The organism is Anatilimnocola floriformis, assembly GCF_024256385.1.
GTDB classification, from domain to species: Bacteria; Planctomycetota; Planctomycetia; order Pirellulales; family Pirellulaceae; genus Anatilimnocola; species Anatilimnocola floriformis.
Map to the genome: position 1 here is coordinate 5,610,719 of NZ_JAMLFW010000001.1, position 22,184 is coordinate 5,632,902.

Below are 22,184 nucleotides of genomic sequence, written 5' to 3' on the forward strand. Positions count from 1 at the left end.
GTTATTTCGGCGCACCCTCCACAGGATCAGCTGCCAGGAGCGAGGGCGGCTGTACGAGCGCTGCCTCAAACATCTTAAGCGTGTTGACCAAGGTGTCGAATTCAAGCTTCGTGAGCTTTGACGGAACATTCAGCCATGCGACCTTGAGCGATGGCATCGTGATGGGCAAGTTAACGGTTTCGGCGACCACCCCCATGCTCGGCATGATCGGGTTTGTCGGCAAGTGATAAGTCGTTGTCGTCATTTGATTTGGAAGCGGAGCTTGGTTTCGCCCCGCCGTATTTGGGTATGACGTTGCTGAGTCGCTCGATTCATGCGAGTCCAGATCGTCATCATCGTCTTCAATTGTATCTGGTTCCGCGACGCGAGCATAGGCAACAGTTTGAGACAACTGCCGTATGAACTTATCAACATGGGCATCATTGAACTCCATTTCGCGGATCAGAAACGCAGATAGCGAAGCATTTGACGGCAGGTGTCCACCGTACTTTTCCCAGATCTTTCGATGTAGCGGGGGTGAAAGGGCAGCTGTCTTGATGGCCTTAAGCCGTTCCGGAGAAGACTCGTTTTCGGCAATCAGAATATCTAACGCGAGATTTGACAGTCGCACCTGACGCGACTCAGTTCCGCCGTCTTCCTCGACCAAAAGGCCAAATTGCTTCAGCGCAGCAACTGCACGAAGTCCGCCGCTGCTTGCAGCCGTTTCGTAGCCGAAATGCTCGCAGACTACAACATCCACTGGGACTGCATGCCGTTTCTCGTGGCGGTAAATGACCGAAGCCTTTTCGATTGCCTCTTGCAGATTGATTGATGGGTATGCTGGGCTGCGCAGTCGCTGTTTTTTCCGGTCGTCGGCCATAAATAGATCCTGGTTGAGTTCCTGTCTGATCGGTATCTGAGCCATATCATTGCAGACAAAACAGATTTGTCAAGAAACATCGCAGACAGGGGCTAGACTCGTGCCTCGACGACGGGTAAGATTTGGAAGTCGCAGCAATGGAAAGGATGGTGCGCGATGGCTAGAAGGGAACGCAGGATCAGCCAGTTGGTTGTCGCTGGTTGATCTGCCGCAGGCTCAGAAATGAGCGAGTCAGAAGAGGGGCCGGGACCGCAAATCGAGGCTACCCAAATCTGGCGAGATGACCTTTTTCAAGATCGTTAGAGTGGTGAATCGTTAATCCTGGTGCTGGTCGTGTCACCGACCAGATGACCGTCCAAAGGATCAGGACGGAGCTTCCAAAACTTCGCGATTCACCGCTCGCTTTTGCTTGCTAGTGCAAACATGGCTTTTCACTATCATATACAGCCTCGCTTTTCGAGGCTATGGCGTCTCCGCTGATTTTGTGGAGACCGGCCCGCGTCTTGGTGGCGCAGCAGATTTATAAACTGCCGAAGGGTACGGCGTCGCCGTTGGGATCGTAACCCCCGCTCTCCGCTCAGCCCTTCTTGCTAAGCAATTCGCGAATGGCAATTGTGACCGCCTGTGAGCGGTTCCAACCCTCTTTCTCGCGTAGCTCATCGAGTTGTGCCACTACGTCACTCGGCACTGTAACGGCCACCAGAACGGCCTTTGCGTCAGGGTCAATTGGCTTCCGGCCAGCGCCCTTCCGTTTGCCGCCGTGCGCCTTTTTCTTCCCTATTTTCCACTCCTTGAAAGAAATATAATCGAATCATGTTGACGGCGAACATGATTCTAATATAATAGAAATCAACGCGGGCCGGCAAGCCCACGAAAAAAGCCCAGTCCAACCCGGCAAGGTCGAACTGGGCCAGCAAAGAAAACCAGGCTGTTCGCCCGATTCCCCAGCGTAGTAACTGGAATCATAAGCGAGGCAGCCGCAACTTTGAAGGCTGTCCCTATGATCGGTCTCCCAGAATGCAATCACCCCCGGAGCAAGAAGAGCGGGATGACGAAGTGCGGAACGCAGCGCTACAAGTGCTTGGAATGCGGTAAGCGGTTCACGCACAGCACGAAGGTGCTCAGCGGCATGAGGCTTGGAGTTGAGAAGTCGGCGCAGGTCATCAGCATGCTTTGCGAAGGGTTGAGCATCCGTGCTACTTCGCGTTTGTCGGGTGTCTGCAAAGACACGATTCTCGAATTGCTGCTGACCGTTGGCCAGCGCTGCAAGACATTCCTCGAAAACGTGATCGTCGGCCAGCCAGTGAAGGACGTGAGCGTCGACGAACTTTGGAGCTTCTGCATGATGAAGGAGCGGACCCGCAAGATTAACAGCCTGCCGGTTGGCAGCTGCGGTGACAACTACTGCTATGTCGGCTTCGAGCGCAACACGCGGCTCATCCTCGCTTGGCATTCAGGCGAGCGGACTCACCAGAACGGTTTGGAGTTCGTGCAGAAGCTCCAGCGGGCTTGCGAGAAAGGCCGCTGCCAGATCAGCAGCGACGGTTGGAAGCCCTACAAGCACCTGATCCCGAATCACTTCCCGAACGCCGACTACGGCATGGTCATCAAGATATTCGCGAGCGCTGGCGATCAGACCCGCTACAGCCCCGCGAAGATAGTCGAAATGAAACTGCGGACTATCGCTGGCAAGCCAGACGAGAGCCGCATGAACACCAGCCACAGCGAACGTTTCAATCTGACGATTCGCATGGGCATGCGTCGGTTCACTCGGTTGACGAACGGCTTCAGCAAGTCGCACGAGCACCACGAAGCGGCCTTGGCTTTGTTCTTCATGCACTACAACTACGTCGCGATGCACGGCACGATTAAGTCGACGCCAGCACAAGCGGCAGGTCTGGCAGATCGGCAGTGGACGATTGCCGAAATGATCGAAGCGGTTGGCACCTACGTGAAGCCTGAACCAAAGCGACCATCGATCATCGAAGCGATCGAGCGGATAGGCGACAACTAGTCGCCAGTCGGCCCCGTCAGAAATGGCGGGGCTTTTTCATTTCTTGTGGTAAAATTATTTTCAGATTTTTCGCAGGTCCACTTAGTCGACCACTACCCCCAACCTCGATAATGAACATAAGTTCACATGCCCATTGGCCGCGCTCCAGGAGCGTAGGGTCTCGATTGTTGCTGCGCGGTAAGAAAATCCGCAGCGGTGAAGTGAGATAGCAGTTGCGGCTAGATCGCGCGGTTATGAAGGTGCGCGAGTGGGGTTATAAAAGGTTATAGGCTCATGAGCATTAATCTCCGTAAGCCGCTGCTACACAGCGACTTACAGACGAAGCGAATTGCAATAACCTGTTATAATATAACAGGTGAAATGCCACTGCCCAAGCGCGCGTTATGGCTTGCTGAGGAGGTCAAACTTCGCTAGGGGTGCGTTCTTTTGGACGTCCAGTTCCAACGTCGTCTCGGCGTTGTATTTGCGAGGGATGAGCTCGACCACCTTGTCGCGCATCATGCTATTGGACCCCGGATAAACCGGTTCCTGGCCGATCACTTTGCTGGCGGTGATGCGGACTTTTGCTTTACCGACTGCCACATCCAACTTGAATTTGCCGTCGTGGATTTTGTCGCCCGCGGTTGGGTCATCGCCGTTGCTGGGTTCGAAGCGGATGTTCCCTTCGGCCAGCGGTTGGCCATCGAGGGTCACATCGCCGGTCACGGTTGCCATGGGCGGACCTTTGGGACCGCAGCCGGCCACTACCAACGCCAGCCACAAGAAACAGAACACACCCCAAGAGCCAAATCGGATCACGTTGCGTCTTTCGTCGTCTGGTCGTCGTTAATCTACTTCAGCGCCGTTCATCGTACCCATCGCCCGCCACGAAGTGAGGCTGATGTTATCGGTAATGAATCGTTGCGAGCCGTCGGCGAACATCACGTTCACACCGCCTGGATGCTGACTACGGGCTGCCTTCGAACGATTGGCGCCGGTGGTGCAAGGCAGTTTGTGCTGCGTGTCATCCACGCAGTAATTGGGCGCCATGGTATCGGGCGTCCGAGAGTTCGGCGGATCGTTGGTCATGAAATAGGTGCAGGCTTCATCGTCGTTCAGCATGTCGCCGCGATGATCCATGTGAGTATTCACGATCGGAGCGCGCATTTCGGACATCAGCATCGTCGAAGACGTGCCGTCGGTGATTTCGGCCAGCTTGCTCTGCCGCGGCTTGTCACGCGAAGCGAAGTCGGTGTAACCAAAGGGCGAAAAGGCCACGGGAGTGGTCAAAGCTGGCTGGGTCACATCGCCCCAGTTCAAGTTGTAGTTGCCCTTGGCCCGAAACGAAGGATCGCCCGGCGCGAGCTGCATCGCATTCACGCGGTCGCTCGGGCAGTAGTAGATGTTGATGCGCTTGCCGACCGGCGAATCGAGCGAATTTTGAATCGTATTCGGAACGTCCGAAAAATTGAGATCGAAACGGTACGAATCGAACAACGCTTTTTGTTCGACATAAGGCCACAGCTGCGGCACCCACACCGTGCGCGGATTCGACTTCGCAGCGTAAGGGAGCTTTTCGAAGGTATCGACGTGCAAGTGCATGCCGAGGCCCCATTGGCGCAAGTGATTAAGGCACTGGGTTCGGCGGGCTGCTTCGCGGGCCGATTGCACGGCCGGCAGCAAGAGCGCCACCAACACGCCGATAATCGCAATCACCACCAGAAGCTCGACCAGGGTAAAAGCACTTTGGGTCTGCTGCGGACGACAAGCTCGCACGCGAAAGAGAGACGAAGACTGGCGAATCATTGGTGTACTCAGGGAGAGCTTGGTACCTACGGAAGCAGGTCGGTATAGCCTACCAACGGGGGCGGGTAGATTCAATCTAGTTAATTTTTGCAAAATCGTTACGAAAAATGTTCGCCGGACTCGCGCTGGTGTTTGGTCGCGAGTTTTAGCCCAATTTCGCCCTGTTTGAGGGAGTGCTGCGTGTTGCCGCACTGGGGGCGAGCCGGGTCGCGATCTGTTCGGCCGCGGCGTAGCGTTGCAGCAGTTCTTTCATTCGCCGTTGGCGATGGGCTTCGCATTCGACGGCGATGTTTTCGACGGACCAAACTCGCACGGCCGAGCGGGCTTCGTCGGCGAGGTCTTCGCGGACGATGGCATCGAGCCAGGCGAAGGCGAGGGTCGGAATGGCGATGGCGGCGCCGACTTCGACTTGATATTCGGCGACCGCGGCGGCGACTTCGCGCAGTTCGCGGCTAGGTTGATCGGGCGTATCGAACAGTTGCAGCATGTCGGCGAGGACATCGCACAAGAACTCAACCCGCACCTGGCTGGTCAAGCGGAACTGCTGGCCGTCAGCGCGAACCCAGCCGGTGGCGAGAATCGCCTCGCGCAAGAACTCCAGGGGAAAACCTTCCCGCAGCAGCAGCGAACCTTGTTGCGCCGGGGCCGAGGCGAGTTGCAGCACGGCGAGGCGATAGGGTTCGTCGTAGATCAGCGTCAGCTTGTCATCGAGCATTTGGCACCACCTCTTGGCGTGATCGGTGGCATCCAAGCCCGCTGGTTTTGCTGCTGCAAACACCGGCATATTCCGAATAAACGATACCCTTTGCGCAGCTTCTGTGCAATTTTCAGGCGACAGCGCATTCCGTGGGATTTTGAATATTCATTCGGCTCGGAGAGGGGGGTATACTCGAACTGTCTTGGCTGAAAACGATCATGCACGACTTGCCGCCTCTTCAGGCAAGTTGCACGGACGACTTTGCGTGTTCTGACTTCGTCCGTCATCTAGTCCGCAGATCATTTCGTCAACGCAGGTGCTTCGTGGCCAAACCGCTCGTCTTTCAGTGGGGTGACACCGACCTGTCGTTTCAGCTCAGCAAAGTCGATCGCAGCAAGCTCTACGGCTACAAAGAAGTCGAAGTGCTCGGCGAAGGTGGAGCGGTGTGCGAACTGGCCACGCTGGCCGATGACGGCCGCACCGTAGTGGGCCGCGGCGGCACCGGGCTGGGCTATGTCGATGCCGATGGTCTGTGGAGCGACAAAAGCAAGCTCAAGCCGGTCGATGTCGAAGGGAATGAAATCAAGCCGGTCGCATCGTCGTTCAGTGCGCCGATCAAGCTGTTTGAAACGGTATCGGCCGATCATTATTTGAGCCACAACATTCGGATGCTCTATCAGCTCGAGTGCGAAGGCGATCTAGAAACATTGCGCACCGAGCTCAAGCTTGGCACGATCTTTTCGTTCCCCTACAGCTTTCGCGGCGGCCTCGAAGCCAACGCGGGATTTTTGCTGCTGGGAGACGATGGCAATATTTTCCTGGCCGTGGGCGATCCGACGAAAGTCGAATTCATCGGCCTGGCGCAAGTGGCAGTGTTTGAAGAGGAGGAAGGTGGCGACGAGACGGACCTCATGGATTTCGACATGATCTAGGGGAAGTTCTGAGTTTTGAGTTTTGAGTTCTGAGAAAAGCAAGAAGCTTTTCTCCCGTCTCAGAACTCCGAACTTAGAACTCAAAACTGGCAAAACCGCGAGGGAACCGTGGGAACGATCAATCTCCTCAACAGCGCCGGACGCGACGCTGTCGTGACAACCGAAAGCGTGCGCAGTGCGCTCAAGGTCCGCTGGGTCGACGATAAAGGCCGGCAAGCGGCGAGCGTTCGCGTCGTCAAAGCAGCCGTCGATCGCAGCATCGATGCGCTCCGCGATTCGCACCAAGGTGAACTCTCGGCAGTTGCGCAAGCGATGCTTGATGGCGACCCGGAAATCGACCTCGAAACGACGGGCCGTGTGCTGGGTGAGACGTCGCGGGTCTATGTGAATCCCAAACGCGACATTGTGCACAAGGTCGAGTTCTTCGAGATCATCCATAACCCCGACGGCAGCGTGCGTGATCGCCGGCCGCGGAAAATGCCGGAGCCGAACCTCGGCGGCGAAGTTCCGCTCCGCTGGTCGGGCGTCTACATCGACAAAGCCGAAGCGATCAAAAAGTTTGTCTTCAGCGGCAAGGTGCAACTGCACCACATCAACGGTTTGACCTACGACTTCCTCTTTGGCATGGCCAAGGAACTCGAAACGCGCAACGCCCTGATGTTGCTCGGCGCCGGGCCGAAATCGAACCAGCCGCTGATCCTTCGCCGCGGCTCGACTCCCTACAAAGGTTTTCTCGAAGGCCGCACGCAGGGTGACAAGTATTGCCTGCTGCTGCACTTCTCGAATCTCGAACTGAAAGCTCCCGCCAAGACGGAAGCCAAAGAGGACGCCGAATAGTGAATATGCTCCTCGATAAATCGCGGGTTGAGATCAAGCTCGGCGACTATGGCGTAGCCCCGGCGACGGCGTTGTCGGACTCCGGTTTGCTGCCAAAAGTGCAGGAATATCGCCGTTTGGCGTCTTCGCGGATGGTCCCGCTCGAGCCAGAGGAAATCGAAAAGCGGATCCCCAAAGCCGGCTACTTCGTCAGCCGCAAGGTCGACGGCGAATTCACGGTTCTCATCTATCGCGACGGCCAATGCGTTACCTGCAATCCGGGCGGCACGGTGCGCAAGGGATTGCCGTGGCAGGATGAAGCAGCCAAGGCGCTCGCCAAAGCAGGCATCAAGAGCGCGCTGATCGCCGGCGAACTCTATGTCTCCGTCGATGGCCGACGGCCGCGCGTGCACGATGTGACAACCGTTGCCCGCCAGCCGCAGGGGGCTGCCGATCTCAAGCGTTTGCGTTTCGCCGTCTTCGATATTCTCGCGATCGACGACGTTCCGGTGCAGCGACCATACGCCGAGACCTGGAATCAAATCGAAAAGGTCTTCGGCAAGGGAACGAGCGTTCATCCCGTCGAAACCAAGCAAGCCGCCGACGCGGGCGAAATCCGCAAGCTGTTCGCCGATTGGGTCGAAGACTCTGGCGATGAAGGACTCGTCGTTCGCAGCGATACGGCAGGGATTTTCAAGATCAAGCCGCGTCACAACCTCGATGCGGTGGTCGTCGGCTTTACCGAATCGGTCGATGATCGCCGCGGCATGCTGCACGATCTGCTCCTCGCGGTGAAGCGTCACGACAACACGCTGCAGATTCTCACTCGCGTCGGCGGGGGTTTCAGCGACGATGTTCGCCGCGAAATGCTGAGCGACCTCAAAGACATGGTCGTTCACAGCGACTATGCCGAGGTCAATTCCGACCACGTGGCCTATCAGATGGTCCGGCCCGATTGGGTTGTGGAGATCAGCTGCCTCGATCTCATTTCCGAAACGACCCGCGGCGGCCCGGTCAACCGCATGGTGCTGAACTTCAGCGGCGTCAACGGTCATTCCAAATACGAGCCGGTTCGCCGCTTGCCACTCGCTGCCGTCATTTCGCCACAGTTCATCCGCCAGCGCGAAGACAAATCGAATCACCGGCAGGACGTGCGGATCGAGCAGGTCAGCGAGCGCGTGGAAGTGACGCTGCTCGAGCGCGATGCCCGGCAAATGACGCTGCCGAAGAGCCAAATGCTGCGGCGCGACGTTTACAAAAAAGTCGCCAAAGGAGAGACGATGATCCGCAAGTTCGTCACTTGGCAGACGAACAAGGAAAACGACAGCGAAGAGTTCCCCGCTTACGTGCTCCACTTCACCGACTTCAGCCCCAACCGCAAAGACCTGCTGGAGCGTGAAGTCCGTGTCTCGAGTTCGCTCGACCAGATCAACGCGCTCTTTGCCGAGATGGTCGCCGAGAACATCAAAAAGGGTTGGGGCCTACACTCCTCGCAGAAGTTCGACGTCGAGCCCCGACCAGCAGCCGTCGAAGTTGCTGTCGCAGTCGCTGAGGTAAAGACGCCGGAACTGGAACTCGTTGCCGTCGCAGTCGAAGCCGTGGTTGCTGCCGAGGAACCGGCGCCGACAAAGAGCCGAAAGAAGGCCGCGCCGAAGCTCGCGTCGTCGGAGCCGACGAAAAAGACCAGAAAGAAGTCGGGCTAACAACGGTCTTTGGCCCGGAGAATGGCCTGTCGAGCGGCTGCGGGGAATAATCCAGTTGCCCCCAGCCGAATCCATCGTAACGGGCCTGCCAGCCAGAACCAATAAAGCGATGGAGACGGATGTTGCGGTCGCGACGACGGTGGCCAACCCAGAGCTGCGGATTGACTGCTCTTTGAGGGGGTGCCTGCGGAAGTAGCTGGCTCGTTGAGGCCGGCGATTGCCCGGGATCGTTCGTTTTTGCCGTTCGCTAAACTGTGGTTTTGACTGATTTTGTAGCGTTTCGTTGAATTTGCCAACTGGCGAAATTATACTGCAGGGACGTTCTGCTCTTCTGTCGCAATGGGCTCGCTGGTGCTGGTCAAAAACCGGTGCTGGCATGGATCTTGAGCCCGGTGCGAGATTGCGGCTGCGATCCAGAATGTTTCGCCACAGCGTTGTCGCTGCGAATGTACAGCGCTAATCGCGTCCTTGGTTAAGGTAACCAGCCATGACTCTCGTCGGAAAGATTTTCACCGTTTTGATTTTCGTCATGAGCATTTGCTTCATGACGGCCTCGGTGATGGTCTTCGCCACTCATAAGAATTGGAAAGACTATGCCACCGCGACCACGGCCGCGGCCGGCAAGCCTGTGGGTCTCGAGACGCAGCTGAAAGATCTGCGGCTGCTCGAAACCGGCTTGAAGGAAGAGCTCGAACGGCTCAAGAAGCGGCTCGAAGAAGAACGCGTCGCTCGCCGGGCTGTTCTCGGCAGCCTCACCGCCCGCCTGGTGAAGGCCGAGAGCGAACTGCTCGTCAAGCAACGCGAATATGAAACGGTGGTTGCCGCGCTCAATACTGCAACCGAAACCGCCAAGTTGGCGCAATCGCGACTCAGCACGCTCGAAGCTGAAATCGCCCTCACCCGCGGCAAACTGCGCGACACCGAACAAGACCTCGACGACAAGTTCAACAAGGTCGTCACCCTGCAGGACGAACTCAACCAAGCCAACAATCTGAAGTCCAACCTCGGCGAACGCAACAATCAGTTCGCTCAACAAATCACCCGCATGAAGCTTGTGATGGACTATCACGGTCTGGATGAAATGAGCCCGGTGCGGCACATCGCTCCGCGAGTGACGGGCGTGGTTCTCGCCATCAACAATTCGGACCTGATCGAAGTCTCGATCGGCTCCGACGACGGTCTCAAGCCGGGTCACGTGCTGCAAGTTTATCGCGGCAATCAATACCTGGGTCAAATCACCATTCGCACCACGGGACCCGATCGGGCCGTGGGTCAAATCGACAAGACGCTGCAGCGCGGCAAGATTCAGAAGGGCGACAATGTCACTACCAAGCTCATCTAGTCCCGGTCAGCCTGCAGTGCAGAAGCAAGCGATCAACGTCTATACCGTGATGTTGATCCTGTCCTTCCTCGCGCTGGTCACTGGCACCGTGCTCCTCTCAATGGAACTGAACCGCTACGGCCAATACCCGTGGTGGAAGACTCCCGCGAGTGCTGTCGGCAGCGGTTCTTAAGAAATTAGGCCACTGAAGTAGCCGGCCGAATTTCTTTTGCAGTCGCTTCTGCCGCCGCTAAAATGGGCGTTGTCTCATCTCTGTGGACAACGCTTTTTCTTAAGCTGGCCGCATGGCAAGTATTTCTCCGACGCATATCGTGATCGCGACTTCGCTCGCCATCGCCGCGGTCGTACTTCCTCTCGGCCCGGTTCTGCTGGCTCTTCCCTGGTTGGCGGTCATCTGCTGGGCCTATTGGCGTGAATCCAAGCGTCAACGGTTGGCGTCAACGCTACTGACCTATCTAACCATCACCACCGTGGTCTTCGTGGCAGCGATCGTCGCGCCGGTGAAGACTGTCGATCGGGTACTCGACACGAAGGTGGTGCTGCCCAAAACCGAGATCTCTCTGGCCGAGATGAATGACGACGACTCTGACAATCGCTGGTTATCGCGATACATCCGCGTGGGAGCGACGCAAGAAAATGCGGCTCAAGTAATTCACTTTCGCGAACGAGAAATCACACTTCGAGAGTTTATCGAAACTGTGGAAACGCAATCCAACCTAAAACACAGCGTTGCTCATTGCGGCAACGGCTACTCGATTCTGTACGGCGGCGACTGCTGTTTTGGACTAAGAATGAGCGAACCTCGCAAGTCGCAGTGGCCGCCGGCATAACCGGCACAATCGTTAAAGCTTGCCTCGTTTATTCGCCGATCTCCCTGGAGGAACCACACTTCGGGGGCGGCTGATGTTCTGTTTACCTGCCAGGTACTATCGCACCGTTGCCAGCATTGGGCTGGCGTTGCTCATTGCACATTCTGCGTTCGGCCAGGCATTTCCGCCTGCGCCACCGATAGAGGATGCTTACAGCGATGCCGTACCGCCGCCGGTGATCGTTCCTGCAGCGAGATACAGCATCGAATCAGCGGCCGTGGCCGAACAGCAGTTGGCTCCTCAGCCGGCGTGCCCTGATTGTGTTTGTCCGCAGTGTCAGTGCGGCACGTGCATCTGCCCAGTCAAACCGGCGCCCTGCCAGCCTTGTCCGCACGTGTCGACGCTCCTGCCGTATTGGAACGTCAACATCTTTGGTGCGTTGCAGGGAAACATGATGTTCAGTACGGCCCGGCCGATCGCGCCGGGCATTCCGCTGTTTCTGGCGCCGAACTCGGCGGAACCGGAGAACACCGTCGACATTCATGCCCGCTCCAGCAGCCTGGGAGCCGTTTTCAGTGGGCCCGACGTCGGCAATTTCAAAGCCGGCGGCATGGTGCTGGGTTTGTTCTACAACGACGCACTGATCGTCGATCGCTACGGCTTTTTGCCCATTCAAGGGTTCGGCGAACTGCGCAATGAAGACTGGCGGATCGCGGCCGGTTTGCAATTCAATGTCTTTGCCCCGAACCTCCCCACAATGCTGACGTTCTCGTCGATGTTCGCGTCGGGTAATGCGGGCAACAATTTTCCCGGGCAGTTCCGCATCGAGCGGTATCTGCATCCCACGACTGATTCGCAGTGGACAATTCAAGCCGCTCTTTCCGATCCCGTGCCGACGGGCGTCACTTCGAATACACCCATTTCGAGCATCATCACCGGCGCACCGCCACTGCGAATCACCGAGGACAACGGCTGGCCGACGATCGAAGGTCGCGTGGCTTACTCAGTCGGTGAAATCAAACAGGAAGGACTCGAGGCCAAGCGTGCGTTCGAGGTTGGCGTCTCTGCAGTCGGCGGTCAGCTCCGCTCTGCATTGCTGCTACAGCCCAACGTCGTCGCCAATACCTACGGCTTGGCCCTGGATTTTCGTTGGCGGATCAACGACCAATGGGGCATCGTCGGCGAAGCCTTCACCGGTGAAGGGCTTGGCTATCAAAACGCCGGCGTGCTGCAGAGCGTCAACTCAGCAACCTTCAACAGCATCCGCACTCGCGGCGGCTGGGCCGAGATCTATCACTACCTCACGCCCTGCCTGCACACGCATTGGGGCGGCGGCTTCGATAACCCGCTCGATGCCGATCTGAACCTGGCGCAAATTACTTACAACCAGACGCTCTTCGCGAATCTGATTTGGGACGTGACCCAACAATTTCGCGTCGGCTTTGAGTTGACGCATCGCAAGACCGACTACGTCGCACTGCCGAACAACCAGGGCGTCGGCTTCCATACTCAGGTGCAGTGGTCGTTCTAGGCGTGCATCACTTCACCTTTTCAAAATCGTCCGGCTTCCACGATTTGTCGAAGGCCGGCGCTTCGGGGCCGTAGATGCGGAAGTACGCGAACCAGCCGCGGCCCGGTGTGGTCTTGATCCACTGCTTCTCTTTCCCTACCGGCGCCTTGGGACCGAAGTAGAGTTCAGTGGGTTCTGTCTTCGAAACATCTTTGAGCTCGAACAGCGAGCGCAGCGCGGCTTTGTTCTGATCGGTCTGCACCTCCGACCGCGTTTGCGCATCGTAGGCCGTGACCGACCAGAAGAGGCCGGCTGGCACGGGCTGCGGAACCTTCAGGCGATAAGTGCTCCCGCCGTCGAGATACTCGCCTTCTTTGTCGCGATGCCCCAGCCAGTAGAGTGAACCAGCTCCCGCGCTCCGCTTGAACATCGCGGGCGACGTGACAATCGCCTGCGCAAACCAGCGATCGCGGGCCTCAAGATCGATGCCGCTGGCCGTTTCGAACTGAGCACTCCCCGGCACCAGACCGACCCATTCCCATTTGCGATCATCCCAAGCCAAACGGTCCGGTCGGCGACTGGCGAAAGCGGCTGCGAGCATCTGATCGCGGCCTGCTTTGGCAGCGGCGGTTAGCATTTTTTTCTGTTCCGCTGTGGGAGTGAACGGCTTTCCTTTTTCAATTCCGATCGCAGCCAGTAAGCCGTACATGGGCAGATATTTTTCGACGAGCGGTTCGGCATCGATCACGGCGTGCAGTTTTTCCCAGTACTGAAGATTGTCTTCCCACTTGAGGCAAGTGCTGTCGAGATCCTTGTCGCTGACATCGATAAACGTGGCGAGCTTGGGACTTTCAACTGTCGAGAGCGGATAGATTTTCACCTTACGCAAAGCATCGAGTGCGCCCTGCACGTCCCCATTTTGCGGCAACGCACGGAGCGCGATGAGCACTTTGTTCGAAGTCGATTTGCCGATCTGATATTCCGGCGGAACGAGCACGTTATTGCCAGGCGGCATGATCACGTGCTTGCCACCCTTCGGACCAAACGGCCCGGGAATTCCCAGGTCGAGAATCCAGCCCTGGTGATGATCGTTGGCCAGGCCGATGAATGGCCCCGGTGGGATCTCAATCACGATCGGGCCATTCGAAAGATCGAGCGCACCGGCGCCGTAGGGCGTGTCGGAGTTCGGCGTGAAGGCCACCTGCCGCGGTGTGCAGGCCATGATCAAGACACTTTCGTTGTCTTTCACTCCTGCCGCTCGGGCTCCGTTGAACATGCCCTCGCAAGAAACCGTGGGATACCAGAAGCGATACGCCACGATCGCACGCTGCAGCTCAGCATCGCCATTCGCCGCGCGAGCTTGCTCTACGCTCGGAAAGCCGAGCGGCATTTTGTCCTGACCGAAACTCACCACTGGAACGAGAATGAGTGCCGCAAAGAACAGGCGAGTGAACATCATCGATTCCTTCTTCGTTAAGGGACCAATTCCAGATCCGGCAGCGACCACTTCTTTTCGAACAGTTCTTTCTTGGGGCCATAAAGCCGGAACAAGACTTCGAACTTCCGCTTCGGATCCGTCGGCACCCAATTCGTTTGCTTCCCTGCCGGCGCGCTGGGGCCGAAATAGATTTCCGTCGAGCCGTCGTCGTTCTTTATCACGGCGGCATCGTTCGAAGCCAGGCTCGGGCGCGACATGCCGCGAATCAGCGCATGTGTCTCGCGATCATAGGCCGTGGCCGACCAGTACTGCTCGATCGGGGCGTTGGCAGGAACTTTCAAGCGATAGGTTTTGTCTCCTGCGAGCGGTTTGCCATCGCGATCGCTGATATTAATCAGGTAAAACTGACCGCCGCCGAAAACCTTCGGGCTGAAGTAGGCCATGTGATACATCACCGCCCGGCCGTCGACGCCGTACTGATTCGGATCGGCGAACATGTTGCCCAATCCGTCGCGCGTCTCGGGCGGAACTGGCACGCCCCAGCCGGTGTTGTCGAAGAATGCGGGCGAGAATCCCGCTTCATATTTCAGGGCAATCACCTGATGGGCTTCGCGCACAGCTGGCTCAAGAATCCCCTTTGTTTTTGCATCTGGCTTGAACGGCTTGCCTTTTTCGATGCCGAGCGTGCGGAGTTGATCGATCATCACCTTGTCACGCGTCAGCCAGGGCTCGAATTGCACAAAGCGATCGAGATGCCCGAAGAATGTCGCGTCGTAGGGAATTGTCGACTCAAACGGCTTGTCGTAGCAATCGACAAATACAGTTGACTCGGGGTTGCCGCCGAGGGGATGGAACCTCACTCGCTTGCCGTGCGCAACGGCAGAGGCAATATCGGCATCCGAACGGCTCTTGAAGTTCGAGCGCAGGATCACGAAGCCCCGGAGCGTTTCGGATTGTAGCGCAAAGTAACCCTCGGGCACTTTTTCTTTGTATCCAGGCGGCAGAATTAGATACTTGCCTCCTTTTCCTTTGTCGAGGCCGGCTGGGCCAACATCGGCGAGCGCGTTCTGCCAGGCGACATCAAAGCTGCCGACGATCACGTTGTTGTCGTCGGCAGGAGGTAGCTCCAGCACCATTGGACCGTGACTGGTGTCGTAAAACGGATTGAGATAAATCGTATCCGGGTTCGGCGTGAGAGTTTGATTCTTCCAGTTCACCGGCTTGGACCAGTAGACGACTTGGTTGATTTTCGCGCCGTTTTCGATGGCGGCTTGCAGCATCCGTTCGTAATTTACGGCTGGCATGCCCCAAATCACGGCTTCGACAGCGCGACGCTGCAACGATCGTGCGGCCAGTTCATCGGCAGAGAAATCCTGTGACCAAGCAGAATTCAGGCTGCCAGCGCAAGATAGCGCGCTGGCAGCGAACCAAATCGCCAAGCGATGCATTTTCATTTCCTCAAATCAAGACTGGCCTACTTCGTCGGTTCAACGAGCAACGGAAACGCTTGCTCGATCTTTTGCTTCGCTTTGATTTCGCGCAACTTTTGCTCGAGAATGTTCGCGGGATTAAAGGACGGCGGCACCGACCGCGGCGGGAACTCATCGAACGTCTTGGCGAACTTAAAGACGTCATCCATCACCCCGTACATCGAGGCGACATGGTCGAGTTGCCAATCCCAGAACGTATTGGAGGTGATATCTGCTCGCTCAAACGGATCTTGCATCAGATTGAAGATCTTTTGCAGCCGCAGGGTCGTAAACGGCTCGGCCCACACCCCCATGGTCCCTTGCTTCCGCTGTTCCGAATATACGTACTTGTAATCACCCTTGCGCATGGCAACGAGCAAGCCATCGTCGTCGGTATAGAAGAAAACATTGCGAGCGCTCTTTGCGCCATTGTTCTTCCCGACGGTTCCTTCGACCGTGGTGATGAACTTCGATTGATCAAAGCCATCGAGGTGGACCTTGTAATTAATGCCGTTCGCGGTGTAGCCCTGCTTGCACTTACCGACGACGTCGGCTTCGCCAGCGATGGCGCACAGGGTGGGAATCCAGTCATTGTGACTCATCAGCTGATTCGTCACGGTGCCGGCTTTGATCTTGCCGGGCCAGCGAATGAGGCACGGCACGCGGAAAGCGCCTTCCCAGTTCGTATTCTTCTCCGAGCGGAACGGCGTCATAGCGCCATCCGGCCAGGTATTCATGTGCGGGCCATTGTCGGTCGTGTAAACGACGATCGTGTTGTCGGCGATCTTCAGTTTGTCGAGTGCATCGAGAATCGTACCCACCGTTTCATCGTGCTCGATCATGCCGTCGTTGTATTCGCTGTCGCCGTGAGTGTAGCGGCCGCGATGTTCCTTGCGGACGTGCGTCCGCAAATGCATGCGAGTACTGTTGAACCAGCAGAAAAACGGCTTGTCGGCCTTGCTTTGTCGCGTGATGAATTCGATGGCCCGGGCCGAGGTTTCATCATCGATCGTTTCCATCCGCTTCTTCGTCAACGCGCCAGTGTCCTTGATGGTTTGCTTACCGACCTTGCCAAAGCGGGGATCGGTCGTGGGATCGTCGACGTTCGTTGCTTTGCAATCGAGCACACCGCGGGGACCAAACTTTTGCAGGTAGCCCGGTTCTTTCGGATAGTCCGGCAGCTCTGGTTCTTCTTCCGCGTTCAAGTGATAGAGGTTGCCAAAGAACTCATCAAACCCATTGACCGTCGGCAACGATTCATTCCGATCGCCGACGTGGTTCTTGCCGAATTGCCCGGTAACGTAGCCCAAATTCTTCAGCAAGCCACCGATGCTAGGATCTTTCTGACTCATCCCCATCGGTGCGCCAGGAAAACCGACTTTCGTCAGCCCAGACCGAATTCCATGCTGACCAGTCAGAAACGCTGCTCGGCCGGCCGTGCAACTCTGCTCGCCGTAGTAATGCTGGAAACGAATGCCCTCCTTGGATAGGCGATCGATATTCGGCGTTTCATAACCCATCAGCCCGCCGCTGTACGCGCTGACATTCGTCGTGCCGATGTCATCACCAAAGATGACCAAAATGTTCGGCTTCCGCTGTTGCGCAGCGGCATCCTGCACTGCAATTCCGCAGAATACGGCTCCCAGTAGCAATAGAAATACTTTGGTACCAATCGCCAATCTGTGATACATGGCAGCTGCCTCCCAGAAGAATCATCTCACGCCAAGCGCTAGCGACTGAGCCGTCGCAACAGAGAGCGCCGTCCACATTAAAACAGACGGCGTGGGTCAGCCGCCAGCAGGCGCAAGAGAGTGAGTCGACGAGAGTGACTCAAGATGTCAGCGGTTGCCGATCAAATAATCAACCGCTGATATTTACAAGAGCGCGCACAACCTCTCCTCGCTTTTCTAAAGCGAGGAGAGGGGGTTAGCAAAAGAACTATTCGCCCTGCGATTCTACGGCGTAGGGGCTCTCAGAACGCCGACGCGGGAGGTTACCTTGGGTCCGTTGCGGGCGGCGGAACCGAGGATCGTTCAGCACGCTCGATTCGCCGGGGCGAACGCGAGTTTCGATATTCTGGTCGAGCGAGTCCAGGGTATCGACGATGCGGCTCGTGCTGATCCGTTCATTGTTCGCCAGCGGATTCTTGCCGTTTTGCGGATCGAAGAATTCCGAGAGCTGCATGAACGCTGGGCTCATCAGGATGATGAGAGCGGCCGGTGCGAAGCAGAACAGCAGCGGGAACGTGAGGAACACCGGCAGCCGGTTGGCTTGCAGGTTGGCCAGGTTCTTACGGGTCGTGCGGAAGTGGTCGGCTTGTTCGAGCAAAGAGCCGCTGATGCTGGCGCCCAGTTGATCACCGCGAGTGAGCAACGTGGCGACCTGGCGAACTTCCGGCGAGTCGATGCGGTTGGCCCAGTCCGACAGAGCCATACGCAGGCTGCCAACATCGGCCTGGCGACGCATGATCTGCAACTCTTCGCCGAGCGCGGGATAAGCAGTCAAGTTCTTCGAAACGTGATCGAGGCTGTGCGACAACGGCATGCCACCGCCGAGACACATGCCCAGCATATCGAGCATGTCGGCGAGACCGGCATTGATCTGAGCCACTCGCTTTTGCCGCCGCAGATACACCCACATACGAGGCGTGATCGAGAGAATCGCAGTAATCACGCCGCCCACGATCAAGATCCGCCAGGTCTGGCTCGGCGGCGAGGCGATTGCGAGCAATCCCGTGCAAAACAGCGGGAAGACTAGCAGGATAAAACGGTAAGCGTAAATGCTTTGGCGAGCGGTGGGGCTGTACAAACCAGCCTGCCGCAACATCTGGCCGAACTCGACGCGTTCCTTTTCCGATTCCGGAATCTGCGAGGCGAGAGCCTCGGTCAGCGGACCAAACACACCACCGCTTGATCGACGCGGATCGGCGGGTTGCTCTGGCGTCGCGTCCTGCTTCTTGCTGAAGAGCAAGCGCAGCACGACCGGAACAGCGAGCAATAAGCAAGCGACACCGAACCAGGCCACCGGGCTTTGCAGCCACTCGGGAGCACCTTGATCGGCGAGCCAGGCTTGAATGTCTTGGATCATGGTTGGTTCCGTATGAGGTAGCCCGTAGCGTGAGCGAGGGCGTGTTCTTGAAAATCGTGAGCGAACGAGGACTCCCTCGCTAACGCTACGGGCTTCCTAGTAGCTAGTGCGAAGGATGCGCCATACCCACAGGCCACCGATGGCTTGCAGGATGAAGGCGGTGGCCAGCAACCACGGGCCCTTCGAATTGGCCATGAACTTGTTGATGTAGTCGGGCTCGATCCAACCCAGGATGAAAATCGCGAGGATGGTGCCGACGAACATGCCGATCGCCGAAAGGCGACCACCAGCCGTGACGGCCATCATGTGACTGCGAACTTCCTGACGATCGCGAGCGGCTTTGCTCATGCGCTCGCTGAGGAGCGACAAGTTACCACCCGCGCGACGGTGAACCACGACCGCCGTGCTGAAGATCCGGAACTCCGGCAGCGGAATGCGGCGGGCCATGCGAGTCATCACGCTCACGGGAGCATGACCGAGCTCAAGTTGTTCGTGGGCATAACCAAATTCGGCACCGAGCGGGCCTTTGATTTCTTTCGAGACCAACGAGCACGCTTCTGACAGCGTTTGCCCCGAGCGGATCGAGTCCGAAACGGCTTGCAGAGCTTGCGGCAGGGCGTTCTGCATCTTCCGCAAGCGGAAGAAACGAACGATGCTGAAATACAAAATCACCAGCGAAATGCCGAGGACCATGCCACCGGCAGCACCGAGCAAATTATCGAACAGCAAGAACGGCAAGCCGGCCGCAGCCAGGCCGACACCGAAGGTCAGCATCAGCGCGGTGGACATATCCATCGCAACGCCCGATTGCTCGATCAGCCGGAAGAACCAACCGTCGATGCCGCCAGTGGGCTCTTCGGCAGCGAATTCCAGCCGTTGCCGGCCCGTCTTGGTTTTCGTAAACAGGTCGCGCAGGAACAAGCCGATGGCGGCGAGTCCGGCTGACACCGAAGCGAAGGTGATGGTGATGAGTGCGAGTTGTGCGGTCATGCGAGGTTCCCTTGCAGAGCCAAAGCAGCCGTTCCTTCGGCAACGGTCATCGGCCCGATCGCTTGATCGGCGCTGAGTTTGCGAGCTGTGAACAACCGTTCGTTGAGTTCGATGCCGGTTTCATTCAGGCGGCGGAGGAAGTTCGGCTTGTTGCCAGTGGCAAAGAAGTGGCCACGAGCAATGCCTCGTTCATCGACACCCGTTTGCTGGAAGCCGAACAAGTCCTGAACCGTGTAATCGTTGTTATCGAGCGAAGTGATTTCCGAAACCTTCATCACGCGACGCACGCCACCCTTGAGGCGAGCGAGATGCACCACGACGGTGATGGCCGACGCGATGTAACGACGAGTGACGCTCACCGGCAGCTCGAAGCCGCTCATGCTCACCATCACTTCGAGACGCGAAAGAGCGTCGCGAGTGTCGTTGGCGTGAATCGTGGTCATCGAACCTTCGTGACCTGTATTCATAGCCTGAAGCATGTCCAGAGCTTCACCTCCGCGGACTTCGCCCAGGATGATGCGGTCAGGACGCATACGCAGGGCGTTGCGAACCAGGTCGCGTTGCGACACTTCGGCGGCGCCTTCGGGATTCTTCGGACGGGTTTCCAGCTTCACAACGTGCTTCCGTTGCAAATTGAGTTCCGCCGAATCTTCGATCGTCACCAAACGTTCGTTCGCGGGGATATAGCGCGATAGAATATTCAGCATGGTCGTTTTACCGCTACCAGTACCACCACTGATCATGAGGTTAATGCGACCTTCAATGGCTGCTTCGAGGACCTGCATGATTTCGGGGCAAACCGAGCCGCGGAGCATGATGTCGTTAATTTGCAACGGACGATGTCCGAAGCGGCGAATTGACAACACCGGGCCGCCGAGGGCCAGTGGCGGAATGATGGCATTCACGCGGGAGCCATCGGCGAGGCGGGCGTCGACCATCGGCGAGTGTTCGTCAATGCGGCGGCCGACGCGAGCGGCGATGCGCTGGATGATTTGCAGCAAGTGTTCTTCGTCGGCAAAGACAGTGTTCGTCTCTTGCAGCCGACCGAGGCGTTCCACATACACTTCGCCGGGGCCGTTCACCAGAATATCGGTGACGTCCGGATCCTGCATGTAGATCTCGAGCGGGCCGAGACCGAACGATTCGGCGATCAATTCATCGACCAGGCGTTCTTCGTCGATCGGCGGCAGCTTGCGGCTGCGAGCCCGCATCATCCCTTCGGCGAGATGACGAATGTCTTCGCGCAGCTCTTCTTCGGTCAGACCGGCGATGCGCGACAGATCGAGCGAGTCGAGCAGTTCGCGGTGGATGCCGGTTTTCAGCCGCTGAAATTCGGCTTCGACGGTTTCCGCGTGCAGCAGCGCATCGGTTTGGCTAGTGCCGTTTTTCTCACCGGTGTGCCGGGACGATTGCAGAAACATGCTGTGAGCTCCTTCGAACGATTGGGCTACTTCGCTGCGGCGTGCTTAACGCGTGAGGCGAATCTTGTGGATGTATAAATTTTCTGGAACGCTGGTCGCACCCGGAAAAGTCCGCTGGGTTTCGACCGTGCTGTGAATGACAAAATCGGGTTGCAGACGCACTCGCAACCGACCGCCAGCGGCATCGGCATTGAGAACGCGAGCGCCGATGAAACCGACGATGCTGGAGGGATCGGTAAACGCGCCGTTGTAAATCGGAAACGCCCGGCGGGGATTGGTGCTGGCCGCCACGCCGTTGAAGGCCGCAGCAATATTCGTCAAATCACCGGCGGGGCTCATTTGCGTCGAGTCGAACAGCAACGGAGCCGCATTCGTCAACGGACCAAGCGTTCCCGTCACGTTGTTCACGTCGGCTGGGCCGATACCATTCGTCACTTGGTTGGCCACCGCACCTGTCGAGAGGGCCGACAAGTTGTTCAGGCTGATTAGCGCACTGTTCGCCGTGCCGAGACCGCCCGAGGTGAGGAGCGTGAAATCGAGCTCGAGGCGACCGTCTGGCAATTGCGAATCATCTGCATTGGTAACCCGCGTGGTGAACCAGGCAGCGGCGTTGAGTGCGAGCGGCGCGACGGGCGAACGCGTTGCGGTCAGCGGGCGGAAGCCCACGACGCGACTGTCGAGCGTGGCGTACGAGGCACTCGTGATCTTGGCTGTTTGATCCGAACCCTGCCCGCGGAAGATTAGTTCCACGGGGTTCATGCTGTTCGGAGCCCGCAGGATTTCGACCACCAGCGTGTTGTAAGGCTGGCCGGCAGCAGGGGTCGTGGTGTAGTTGCTGGGGGCAGCGACGGCGGCTGCAGCGTTGTCGATGCGGGCCGCAGTGATTGTCAACTGATTGGCTGCCGGCCGCAGATTGGCGCCCGCGGCAGCATTGTTGCGAGCGAGGAAACCAGTTCCCGCCGTCGTGATCTCGGCTTGAGCCTGCGTGATGTCGTCGGTCTGCGTGCCTGGGAAGGCTTGCGTGTCGGACAACACTTGCTCGTCGAGCAAAGCTTTGACCGCGGTCAGCGACAGCGAGTCGCTCAGCCGGAGCGTATGCCGGCTGACGAGCACGAGGTAGGTCCAGTTCACGACCAGCATCAGAGTGACGATGCAGATCATGATGAACATGATGGCAAACAGCGACGAGAAGCCGCGGCGCAACCTCCGACCGGCGCCGCGCGGCCGCAGAGCGGTCGCGAGCAAGTCGCAGGTCGTTGTGGTGGTGAGGTGGCTCATGGTTACGTTAGGCAAGAGACGTTGCTGTTGAATC

The 22,184-nt window shown here is 57.6% G+C and carries 20 protein-coding genes; 8 read left to right on the plus strand and 12 right to left on the minus strand.

The genetic code is table 11. The features are described 5' to 3' along the window. Position 1 precedes the first annotated feature (1 nt). Together M9Q49_RS22230 and M9Q49_RS36155 are read right to left on the minus strand one after the other, a co-directional pair. Positions 2–859 carry a hypothetical protein gene (locus M9Q49_RS22230; RefSeq protein ID WP_254507838.1) on the minus strand — a complete coding sequence of 286 codons (858 nt, stop codon included), beginning with the start codon at positions 857–859 and terminating at the stop codon, positions 2–4. 577 nt (positions 860–1,436) lie between these two features. Continuing rightward, positions 1,437–1,559, minus strand: coding sequence for a ribbon-helix-helix domain-containing protein (locus M9Q49_RS36155; RefSeq protein ID WP_390843458.1), 123 nt, complete (start codon positions 1,557–1,559; stop codon positions 1,437–1,439). 300 nt (positions 1,560–1,859) lie between these two features. Here M9Q49_RS36155 and M9Q49_RS22235 point away from each other — a divergent pair, with 300 nt between their 5' ends. Next, positions 1,860–2,873 (plus strand): IS1/IS1595 family N-terminal zinc-binding domain-containing protein, encoded by a 1,014-nt coding sequence (locus M9Q49_RS22235; RefSeq protein WP_449224115.1) that lies wholly within the window; start codon positions 1,860–1,862, stop codon positions 2,871–2,873. A gap of 381 nt (positions 2,874–3,254) precedes the next feature. On the opposite strand, the gene M9Q49_RS22240 is transcribed toward M9Q49_RS22235, so the two are convergent. The 3 genes from M9Q49_RS22240 to M9Q49_RS22250 form a co-directional block, all read right to left on the minus strand. Further along, positions 3,255–3,587, minus strand: a complete 333-nt coding sequence (locus tag M9Q49_RS22240; RefSeq protein WP_254511029.1) for a hypothetical protein — start codon at positions 3,585–3,587, stop codon at positions 3,255–3,257. A gap of 111 nt (positions 3,588–3,698) precedes the next feature. Further along, positions 3,699–4,658: a DUF1559 domain-containing protein gene (locus tag M9Q49_RS22245; RefSeq protein WP_254511030.1), complete on the minus strand. Its 960-nt coding sequence runs from the start codon at positions 4,656–4,658 to the stop codon at positions 3,699–3,701. Positions 4,659–4,803: 145 nt separating this feature from the next. After that, a complete protein-coding gene (locus M9Q49_RS22250; RefSeq protein ID WP_254511031.1) occupies positions 4,804–5,436 on the minus strand; it encodes a hypothetical protein in 633 nt (210 codons plus the stop codon). Between the two features lie 242 nt (positions 5,437–5,678). On the opposite strand from M9Q49_RS22250, the gene M9Q49_RS22255 reads away from it, so the two are divergent. The 7 genes from M9Q49_RS22255 (at position 5,679) to M9Q49_RS22285 (ending at position 12,488) form a co-directional block, all read left to right on the plus strand. Beyond that, a complete protein-coding gene (locus M9Q49_RS22255; protein ID WP_254511032.1) occupies positions 5,679–6,287 on the plus strand; it encodes a hypothetical protein in 609 nt (202 codons plus the stop codon). A gap of 108 nt (positions 6,288–6,395) precedes the next feature. Continuing rightward, a complete protein-coding gene (locus M9Q49_RS22260; RefSeq protein WP_254511034.1) occupies positions 6,396–7,124 on the plus strand; it encodes a hypothetical protein in 729 nt (242 codons plus the stop codon). Positions 7,125–7,129: 5 nt separating this feature from the next. After that, positions 7,130–8,806, plus strand: a complete 1,677-nt coding sequence (locus tag M9Q49_RS22265) for an ATP-dependent DNA ligase (protein ID WP_254511035.1) — start codon at positions 7,130–7,132, stop codon at positions 8,804–8,806. A 487-nt stretch (positions 8,807–9,293) separates the two neighbouring features. Next, entirely contained in the window at positions 9,294–10,148 is an 855-nt protein-coding gene (locus M9Q49_RS22270) for a hypothetical protein (protein WP_254511036.1), read from the plus strand. Further along, the gene (locus M9Q49_RS22275) at positions 10,126–10,320 is read left to right on the plus strand and encodes a hypothetical protein (protein WP_254511037.1); all 195 of its coding nucleotides are present in this window, start codon (positions 10,126–10,128) and stop codon (positions 10,318–10,320) included. Before M9Q49_RS22270 ends, M9Q49_RS22275 begins: the two co-directional genes overlap by 23 nt. 112 nt (positions 10,321–10,432) lie before the next feature. Then, on the plus strand, positions 10,433–10,978 hold the full coding sequence (locus M9Q49_RS22280; protein ID WP_254511038.1) for a hypothetical protein: 546 nt from the start codon (positions 10,433–10,435) through the stop codon (positions 10,976–10,978). 73 nt (positions 10,979–11,051) lie between these two features. After that, positions 11,052–12,488 (plus strand): hypothetical protein, encoded by a 1,437-nt coding sequence (locus M9Q49_RS22285; protein ID WP_254511039.1) that lies wholly within the window; start codon positions 11,052–11,054, stop codon positions 12,486–12,488. Positions 12,489–12,495: 7 nt separating this feature from the next. Here M9Q49_RS22285 and M9Q49_RS22290 read toward each other — a convergent pair whose 3' ends face one another. The 7 genes from M9Q49_RS22290 to M9Q49_RS22320 form a co-directional block, all read right to left on the minus strand. Then, positions 12,496–13,923 (minus strand): DUF1254 domain-containing protein, encoded by a 1,428-nt coding sequence (locus M9Q49_RS22290; protein ID WP_254511040.1) that lies wholly within the window; start codon positions 13,921–13,923, stop codon positions 12,496–12,498. A gap of 17 nt (positions 13,924–13,940) precedes the next feature. After that, positions 13,941–15,353: a DUF1254 domain-containing protein gene (locus M9Q49_RS22295; RefSeq protein WP_254511041.1), complete on the minus strand. Its 1,413-nt coding sequence runs from the start codon at positions 15,351–15,353 to the stop codon at positions 13,941–13,943. A gap of 26 nt (positions 15,354–15,379) precedes the next feature. Continuing rightward, on the minus strand, positions 15,380–17,065 hold the full coding sequence (locus tag M9Q49_RS22300) for an arylsulfatase (protein ID WP_254511042.1): 1,686 nt from the start codon (positions 17,063–17,065) through the stop codon (positions 15,380–15,382). A 247-nt stretch (positions 17,066–17,312) separates the two neighbouring features. Then, a complete protein-coding gene (locus tag M9Q49_RS22305; protein ID WP_254511043.1) occupies positions 17,313–18,461 on the minus strand; it encodes a type II secretion system F family protein in 1,149 nt (382 codons plus the stop codon). 96 nt (positions 18,462–18,557) lie between these two features. Then, entirely contained in the window at positions 18,558–19,451 is an 894-nt protein-coding gene (locus M9Q49_RS22310) for a type II secretion system F family protein (RefSeq protein ID WP_254511044.1), read from the minus strand. Then, positions 19,448–20,872 carry a CpaF family protein gene (locus tag M9Q49_RS22315; RefSeq protein ID WP_254511045.1) on the minus strand — a complete coding sequence of 475 codons (1,425 nt, stop codon included), beginning with the start codon at positions 20,870–20,872 and terminating at the stop codon, positions 19,448–19,450. Before M9Q49_RS22315 ends, M9Q49_RS22310 begins: the two co-directional genes overlap by 4 nt. Before the next feature lie 45 nt (positions 20,873–20,917). Beyond that, the gene (locus tag M9Q49_RS22320) at positions 20,918–22,150 is read right to left on the minus strand and encodes a hypothetical protein (RefSeq protein ID WP_254511046.1); all 1,233 of its coding nucleotides are present in this window, start codon (positions 22,148–22,150) and stop codon (positions 20,918–20,920) included. Positions 22,151–22,184 lie beyond the last annotated feature (34 nt).

Coding starts and splice junctions, on each gene's coding strand:
- M9Q49_RS22230 (WP_254507838.1), bottom strand. CDS start 859: ATGGCCGACGACCGGAAAAAACAGCGACTGCGCAGCCCAGCATACCCA.
- M9Q49_RS22235 (WP_449224115.1), top strand. CDS start 1,860: ATGATCGGTCTCCCAGAATGCAATCACCCCCGGAGCAAGAAGAGCGGG.
- M9Q49_RS22240 (WP_254511029.1), bottom strand. CDS start 3,587: ATGGCAACCGTGACCGGCGATGTGACCCTCGATGGCCAACCGCTGGCC.
- M9Q49_RS22245 (WP_254511030.1), bottom strand. CDS start 4,658: ATGATTCGCCAGTCTTCGTCTCTCTTTCGCGTGCGAGCTTGTCGTCCG.
- M9Q49_RS22265 (WP_254511035.1), top strand. CDS start 7,130: ATGCTCCTCGATAAATCGCGGGTTGAGATCAAGCTCGGCGACTATGGC.
- M9Q49_RS22270 (WP_254511036.1), top strand. CDS start 9,294: ATGACTCTCGTCGGAAAGATTTTCACCGTTTTGATTTTCGTCATGAGC.
- M9Q49_RS22275 (WP_254511037.1), top strand. CDS start 10,126: ATGTCACTACCAAGCTCATCTAGTCCCGGTCAGCCTGCAGTGCAGAAG.
- M9Q49_RS22280 (WP_254511038.1), top strand. CDS start 10,433: ATGGCAAGTATTTCTCCGACGCATATCGTGATCGCGACTTCGCTCGCC.
- M9Q49_RS22285 (WP_254511039.1), top strand. CDS start 11,052: ATGTTCTGTTTACCTGCCAGGTACTATCGCACCGTTGCCAGCATTGGG.
- M9Q49_RS22290 (WP_254511040.1), bottom strand. CDS start 13,923: ATGTTCACTCGCCTGTTCTTTGCGGCACTCATTCTCGTTCCAGTGGTG.
- M9Q49_RS22295 (WP_254511041.1), bottom strand. CDS start 15,353: ATGCATCGCTTGGCGATTTGGTTCGCTGCCAGCGCGCTATCTTGCGCT.
- M9Q49_RS22300 (WP_254511042.1), bottom strand. CDS start 17,065: ATGTATCACAGATTGGCGATTGGTACCAAAGTATTTCTATTGCTACTG.
- M9Q49_RS22305 (WP_254511043.1), bottom strand. CDS start 18,461: ATGATCCAAGACATTCAAGCCTGGCTCGCCGATCAAGGTGCTCCCGAG.
- M9Q49_RS22310 (WP_254511044.1), bottom strand. CDS start 19,451: ATGACCGCACAACTCGCACTCATCACCATCACCTTCGCTTCGGTGTCA.
- M9Q49_RS22315 (WP_254511045.1), bottom strand. CDS start 20,872: ATGTTTCTGCAATCGTCCCGGCACACCGGTGAGAAAAACGGCACTAGC.
- M9Q49_RS22320 (WP_254511046.1), bottom strand. CDS start 22,150: ATGAGCCACCTCACCACCACAACGACCTGCGACTTGCTCGCGACCGCT.